The sequence below is a fragment of the Streptomyces sp. E11-3 genome (genome assembly GCF_046540415.1).
Classification (GTDB): Bacteria; Actinomycetota; Actinomycetes; order Streptomycetales; family Streptomycetaceae; genus Streptomyces.
Window position 1 is genome coordinate 1 of the sequence record NZ_JAZGRL010000242.1, and the last position, 662, is coordinate 662.

The following is a 662-nucleotide window of genomic DNA, read 5'->3' on the forward strand; positions in this document are numbered from 1 at the left end:
GGGGCGCGTGCCAGGCGTCGCGGGCCCGCGAAGATCGGGGAGACGCCCCCTAGGCACCCCGCCCCGGGCAACGGCCGCGTCGGGTCTTGCTTGCGCCCGCACCACCGCCTCGGGTCCGGCTCGCGCCCACACCCTCGCGTCAGATCCAGCCCGCGCCCGCACCACCGCGTCAGGTCCCGCCTGCGCCTGCACCCTCGCGTCGGGTCCCGCACGAGCCCGCACCGCCGCCGTGGCGGGCCCCGCGCGGGAGCGCACCTCCGAGTTGAAGGGCCCGGCCCGCGCTCGCACCCTCACATCGGCGATCTCCCCCTGGACCGTGCACCGCAGCACCTCGGCGCCCTGTGCCCGAGCCACCCGCACGGCCCCGGCGCAGGCCGGGCCCTGGCCCCGTAGCGCGTGGTCCGCCGCCGCCAGCGCCGCCAGGTCAGCGGCACCGCCCGCCCGGTGGCGGGACAGGACCGCCTGGCCGAGCAACAACACGGCGCCGAACACGACGCTCAGCGCGCCCGCCACCACGACCACCCACACGGTCGCCGACCCCCGGTCGTCACCCACTCTCATCCGCCCTCTCCTCCGCCCTCTCCTGCGCCCGCCCCCACGCTGTCCTCGGCCAGCGCCACCGCCTCGGACCGCAGCCCCAGGGACAGCGCCCCCGGCCCCGG

1 protein-coding gene is annotated in these 662 nt (G+C 79.0%); it reads right to left on the bottom strand.

The window, feature by feature from the left end; translation table 11 throughout:
• On the bottom strand, positions 1 to 561 hold a 561-nt coding region (locus U9R90_RS36645), incomplete at its 3' end, for an Rv3654c family TadE-like protein (protein ID WP_411061842.1).
• Positions 562 to 662: the final 101 nt, after the last annotated feature.